Here is a 5,660-nt window from a genome sequence, read left to right as displayed (position 1 = left end):
ATGACTCCCCCCTCCCCCCCCCCCCCCCCCCCCCCCCCCCCCCCCCCCCCCCCCCCCCTCCTCCCCCCCCCCCCCCCCCCCCCCCCCCCCCCCCCCCCCCCCCCGGCTCCTAAAGGGGAGAGCAATACAACAAAAAGGAGTGTGCCGTGCTTGCAACAGCACTGGTGTTGGTGGCGGCGCTGTTGCACGCGGCGTGGAATACCCTGATCAAATTCAGCGCCGAGCGCTTGCTGGTGGTGGCCTGCATGGACAGCGTGGCGATGCTGTTTGTCGTCGTGATGCTGCCGTTCGTGTCGCTGCCGCCGCTGGACATCTGGCCGTGGATTCTGGCCTCGGCGGCCTTCGAGTTGCTCTATCGCTACCTGTTGATCCAGGCCTATCGGGTCGGCGATCTCGGGCTGGTCTATCCGCTGATGCGCGGGTTATCGCCGCTGGTGGTGCTGGCGCTGACCTTGATGTTCGCCGGGGAGGCGCTGACCCATCAGCAAATCTTCGGGATCCTGCTGATTCCGCTCGGCATGCTGTGCCTGCTCTGGCAGGGCGGAGGCGGCGCGCGTCTACCTTGGTCGATGTTGCCGGTGGTGGCACTGATCGGCCTGTGCATCGGTTGCTACACCTACATCGACGGCCAGGCACTGCGACGCTGGTCGCACCCGCTGGACTATCTGGTCTGGGTGACGTTGCTCAGTGCCTGGCCTTTCCCCTTGCTGGCCTGGGTGCGCAAGCGGCCGGCGTTCAGGTTGTTCTGGCGGGAGCAGTGGCGATTGGGGTTGGCGGTCGGGTTCTGCGTATTGTTCAGCTACGCTCTGGTGCTCTGGGCCATGCAACTGGGGTCGATTGCCGAGGCGGCGGCACTGCGTGAAATCAGCGTGATTCTGGTGGTGCTGTTCGGCATGCGTTACCTGAAAGAACCATTCGGCAGGCCTCGACTCTTAGCCTGTGGGTTGGTGCTGGTCGGCATGCTGGTCATGAAATTCTGACTGCTCTGAAAACGTGAAGAAGGGACTGCTTTATGAACGTTGCGCTGTGGTGCGTGTTGATCGCGATTTTGCTGCCGTATGTTTGTGTGTACGTGGCCAAGATCAGTGGTGGGTTCCGCTTGAAAGACAACCATGATCCTCGGGACTTTCTCGATTCGCTGGACGGATTGGGCAGGCGCGCAAATGCGGCGCAACTGAACAGCTTTGAAGTGACCCCGGCGTTCGCCGCAGCGGTGATCGTGGCTCACCTGGTTGGCAATGCCGAACTGGTAACCATCAATGTGCTGTCGGTGTTGTTCATTACCAGTCGCCTGCTGTACATCATTTTTTATCTGGCGGACTGGCCGACGCTGCGGTCGCTGGCGTGGTTTGTGGGGATGGGGCTGATTGTGGCGTTTTTTGTGGTGTCAGCTTAAGACCAGGTCGAAGACTTGTAGGAGCCAGCAGGCCGGCTCCTACAGAATTCATTTAACCGAATCTGCCACCTGCGGCACTTGCGGCAGCGCCGCGCCTTTGGGCCAGAGCATCCAGATCTGCCCCTGCTGCTTCATGTCTCCGGCCAGTTGCCCGGCCGCCTCGCCGGTGCCCCAGAACAGGTCCGCGCGAACCTCGCCGGCAATGGCACCGCCGGTGTCTTGTGCCGCGACCGGACGCACCAGTGCCGTGCCGTCCGGTTTGGTTGTGGATAACCACAGCAGGCTGCCCAATGGAATGACCTTGCGATCCACCGCTGCGCTGTAACCGGCAGTCAGGGGTACGTTCAGCGACCCGCGAGGCCCTTCGTTGCTGTCCGGATTGCGGGTGAAGAACACATAACTCGGGTTGCTGCCCAGCAGTTCCGGAATCCGCGACGGATTGGCCTTGGCCCAGGCAGCGATCGTGCCCATGGTCACCTCTTCCTTCTTCAGCTCGCCTTGCTCTACCAGCCAGCGCCCGATGGGGCGATAGGGATGACCATTCTGGTCGGCATAAGCGATGCGCAACTGGCGTCCGTTGTCGAGTTGAATGCGCCCGGAGCCCTGGATTTGCAGGAATTGCAGGTTCATCGGGTCGGTGAGCCAGGCCACCACCGGCGCCTTGACCCCTTTGCTTTCAATCGTTGCCGCATCGTCGTACGGCTTGAGCACGCGACCTTCCAGTCGACCGCGCAGACGCTTGCCTTTGAGCTCTGGATAGAGGCTGTCGAGGGAGACGATGATCATGTCTTCGGGCACGCCGTACACCGGGACATTCGCGCTGGCGGTCTGGGTCAGGCTGCCTGGGTAGACCGGTTCGTAATAGCCGGTGATCAGGCCATTGGGGTTGTCGTTGGCGGCGCGCAGGCCATAGACATCGAGGTTCTGTTTGAGAAAACCACGGATCTCGCTGGCGGATGGCGGCACGTTGGCGGCCGAGGCGCAGATGCCACCCCAGACAGGGTCGGCCTTGAGCCGGGTGCATGCGCTGCGCCATGAGCCGAAACCGGCGACGAGGTCGCTGTCGCTCACCGTCGGCAGTGCTTCCCATGTGGCACTGGAGTAGGTGGCCAGCGCATGGGTTTTCGGTTGTGGTTTTTCGCCACCGGTGCAGCCTGCAAGCAGGGCCACCAGGGGCAAGGTCCAGACAAGGCTGTGACGCCATGCCTTGATACGGCTGTTCATGGAGTAATTCCTTTGCCGGTTGCTCGAGTGCTCCATGCCCTCAGGCAACCCTTATTGATAATAGGGCTATTGGTGTTTGCCGACGAGACGAGGATACTGGCCGCCGATTCCCGTGACCTGAAGCCACCATGACTCTTAAAAGACTTACTGTTGTATTGCTGGCCTGTCTGACGTTGTCCGCGTGCGGTGGTGTCGATCCCAACTCGCCGCTCGGTCAGCGCAAGGCCATTTTCAAGCAGATGCTCAAGACCGGTGAAGACCTGGGCGGCATGTTGCGTGGCCGTATTCCGTTCGATGGCCCGAAATTCGCCGACGGTGCGGTGAAGCTCGACGCGTTGTCTCGCGAACCGTGGAAGCATTTTCCGCAGGTGCGTGAAGAAGACCACACCAGTGCGAAAAGTGATGTCTGGGAGCAGCAGGCACGCTTTCAGGCAATGGCTCGCGATCTTGAAAGCGCCACCGGTGAATTGGTGATCGCCAGTCAGGTTCAACCCTACAAGGCCAGCAATCTGGGGCCGGCGGTGCAGAAAGTCGAAGATGCTTGCAGTGCGTGTCATAAACAGTTTCGGGATCATTGATTGGCGGTGCTCGGTCTGTCGTCTTCGCGAGCAGGCTCGCTCCCACATTTGACTGCATTTCCCTGTGGGAGCGAGCCTGCTCGCGAATGCTGATTCGGCAACACCAACGATCCTTGGTCGTTACCTTTTCTTACTTATCCAATTCATCCACCGCTTCCTGCAATTCCTTGCGGGACTCGGCGAGTTTGTCCTTGCGCTTGTTGATCTTCTCCGGATCGCCTTTCTTCATGGCCTTGTCGAGGTCGGCCTGACGCTGGCTGACTTCATGCTTGGCTTCAAGCACTTTGTTTTCACGCTCTTTCTTCAGCGAAGCGTCGGTGCAATTGGCGGTGACTTCGCTCAGGGCCTTTTCCAGGCCGGCCTGCTGCTCTGCATTGCCGTGGGTCTTGGCCAGTTCGATCTGGTTGATGATGCCTTGTTTCTTGGCGGCGCATCCGGTCAGCTCTGGTGCTTCTTCGGCGGCCATCAGTGGGGCGGCCAGGACACTGCAAAGGGTCAGCAGCGCGAGCGGTGAAAGTCGTTTCATAAAAGCTCCATGAGAAAAGGCAATCTGTTCGATGCAGTGATGGCGTGTTTGAGCCCATCGGTCCTGTCGGGTTCCCGGGGCGCTAAAAACCGTCGATCCCGGCCTCCCGTAATGTTTCACGTAAGGCCAGAACCTGCGGATCGCGAAAAAAGGCGCTCAATTGCGCTGCGCGTCCCGGTCCTATCCCTGTTTCGGCTTGCCACTGTTCAATATCGCGTTGTGCCAATATCTGCCATGAGTCGGCGAGGCGTGCCTGGCCTGTCGGTGGCATGCCCAGTGCTTTTAGCCAATGGGCGAAAGGGCGATGCCGGGCAGTGTCAAAACTGGACGCAAGGCGCGCGGCACTGCGTTCGCCCAAACCGTCAATGTTAGCAAGCTCTTGAGCATCGAGGGTCAACCAATCCAGTAGTCCATCAAGGCGACCTGCTTCAAGCAGTTTTTCCCAAGTGCCAGGGCCGACATTGGACAAGGCCAGACCTTGCTGGCTACTGAGCCAGGTCAGGCGGGCGAGAAACTGACTCGTGCATCCCTGTGTCGGCTGCCAGCAACTTAGCGGATGAAAGTCCGTTGCCTGCGGCACATTCAGTGGCGGGCGCTCAGTGCTGCGCAACACCACACCGTCCAGCCTGGGAATGGTAAGGCCGGCCAGGCTGATGGCGACCTGGTCGCCCGGCCGAATGTCTTGCGCTTGCCAGCGCTGCAGGGAGCTTACGCTGACGCGTTTGATTTGCCGGTCATCGAGCATTACTGGCGTTAGCTCCAGCACCGGGGTGATCCGCCCGGTTCGACCGATCTTGAAGTGGACCTTGCGCACTTCGGCCAGTGCTTGGGCGAAAGGGTACTTCCAGGCAACACTCCAGTGGGGCGGTTTGGCTTTCCAGCGTTCGGCCGTTGGGCGCTGCCCCTGGCGCAGGACAATGCCGTCGCTGGCAAATGGCAGTGGCGAGCGATACCAGTAATCTCGCCAGCGTTGCGCATCGGACAATGTGCTGATCGGTTGGCTGTACCGGCCGGTGTCTGGAAATCCCAGGTCGTCCAGCGCCGCGGCGCGCTCCGGCAAGGACGTCGGACCTTCGGGCCAGTCCCAGGCAAACAGGCCGATCCCGGCTGCCTGTTCCAGGCTGAGCGTCTTGCGATTCATCAAGCCTGCGACCATGGCGCGGGCATTGAGGCTGCCGGCCCGGGCCTGAACATGCTCAGGAAGGCGCCAGTAGAGCTCGCCTTGCACCAGCAGGTCCAGCGGCTGCGCCAGTTGCTGGGGGATGGCAGCAATCTGGCGTGCCGAAGCGGTCCAGTCCTGGCCACGTGAGCCGTCACCGCGACTGATTGCCTGGGCCAGCAGGCCATTGCGATAAATCAGGCTCACGGCTACGCCATCGACCTTGGGTTGGGCCCAGACGTCCTTGCGATCACGCAGCCAGCTTTCGACGGCTTGCTCATCGCGCAGTTTGTCCAGTCCGGTGTGGGCGATGGGGTGGGCAATCGTGCCGCGTGCAGTACTTAACGGATTTGTGAGGGTATTAAGATTGAAGCACTGGCGCCATTCGCTGAGTCGTGCGCGGGACTGGTCGTAGAGTTCGTCGGCGACCAGGGATTTTCCCTTTCGGTGGTAGCTGTCGTCCCAGGTGTCGATTTGCTTTTGCAGGGCGGTGATTTCGATTGCGGCGCGTTCGGGTGGCCAGTCGGGGCATTGGGCAGCGTTGGCGTTCAGGTTGGCAAAGGCGAGCAGGCTGGTGAAAAACAGGCGCGGGGTGAGGGGCATTGCGAGCGTCCTTGCTCATGGGGGTGTTTGAAGGCTAGGTCAGCTTTTTTGGTGCGGCGGGTGGGTGTATTGCCGGATGTTTTCTGTTGGCCGAGCTGGCCTCGTTGGGGGGGGAAGGGGAGGTACGAAAGGGATACCACACCCACCCACAAAGGAGCGAAGCTACGGAATAAA

At 60.8% G+C, this 5,660-nt stretch carries 6 protein-coding genes; 3 read left to right on the top strand and 3 right to left on the bottom strand.

The window, feature by feature from the left end:
* The first annotated feature begins 146 nt into the window (after positions 1-146).
* Both ACSFE6_RS30825 and ACSFE6_RS30820 read left to right on the top strand, forming a co-directional pair.
* The gene (locus tag ACSFE6_RS30825) at positions 147-980 is read left to right on the top strand and encodes an EamA family transporter (protein ID WP_435431151.1); all 834 of its coding nucleotides are present in this window, start codon (positions 147-149) and stop codon (positions 978-980) included.
* A 32-nt stretch (positions 981-1,012) separates the two neighbouring features.
* Positions 1,013-1,396, top strand: coding sequence for an MAPEG family protein (locus tag ACSFE6_RS30820; RefSeq protein WP_435431150.1), 384 nt, complete (start codon positions 1,013-1,015; stop codon positions 1,394-1,396).
* A 48-nt stretch (positions 1,397-1,444) separates the two neighbouring features.
* On the opposite strand, the gene mltA is transcribed toward ACSFE6_RS30820, so the two are convergent.
* Complete coding sequence (mltA, locus tag ACSFE6_RS30815; protein WP_435431149.1) at positions 1,445-2,620, bottom strand: murein transglycosylase A; 1,176 nt, start codon at positions 2,618-2,620, stop codon at positions 1,445-1,447.
* A gap of 128 nt (positions 2,621-2,748) precedes the next feature.
* On the opposite strand from mltA, the gene ACSFE6_RS30810 reads away from it, so the two are divergent.
* Positions 2,749-3,198 carry a c-type cytochrome gene (locus ACSFE6_RS30810; RefSeq protein WP_435431148.1) on the top strand — a complete coding sequence of 150 codons (450 nt, stop codon included), beginning with the start codon at positions 2,749-2,751 and terminating at the stop codon, positions 3,196-3,198.
* A gap of 130 nt (positions 3,199-3,328) precedes the next feature.
* On the opposite strand, the gene ACSFE6_RS30805 is transcribed toward ACSFE6_RS30810, so the two are convergent.
* Both ACSFE6_RS30805 and ligB read right to left on the bottom strand, forming a co-directional pair.
* The gene (locus ACSFE6_RS30805; protein ID WP_435431147.1) at positions 3,329-3,724 is read right to left on the bottom strand and encodes a DUF1090 domain-containing protein; all 396 of its coding nucleotides are present in this window, start codon (positions 3,722-3,724) and stop codon (positions 3,329-3,331) included.
* An 82-nt stretch (positions 3,725-3,806) separates the two neighbouring features.
* Positions 3,807-5,486, bottom strand: coding sequence for an NAD-dependent DNA ligase LigB (ligB, locus tag ACSFE6_RS30800; RefSeq protein WP_435431146.1), 1,680 nt, complete (start codon positions 5,484-5,486; stop codon positions 3,807-3,809).
* Between the last annotated feature and the right edge of the window lie 174 nt (positions 5,487-5,660).

The sequence above is a fragment of the Pseudomonas baetica genome (genome assembly GCF_051216495.1).
GTDB classification, from domain to species: domain Bacteria; phylum Pseudomonadota; class Gammaproteobacteria; order Pseudomonadales; family Pseudomonadaceae; genus Aquipseudomonas; species Aquipseudomonas baetica_B.
This window is presented reverse-complemented; position numbering and strand designations above follow the sequence as displayed.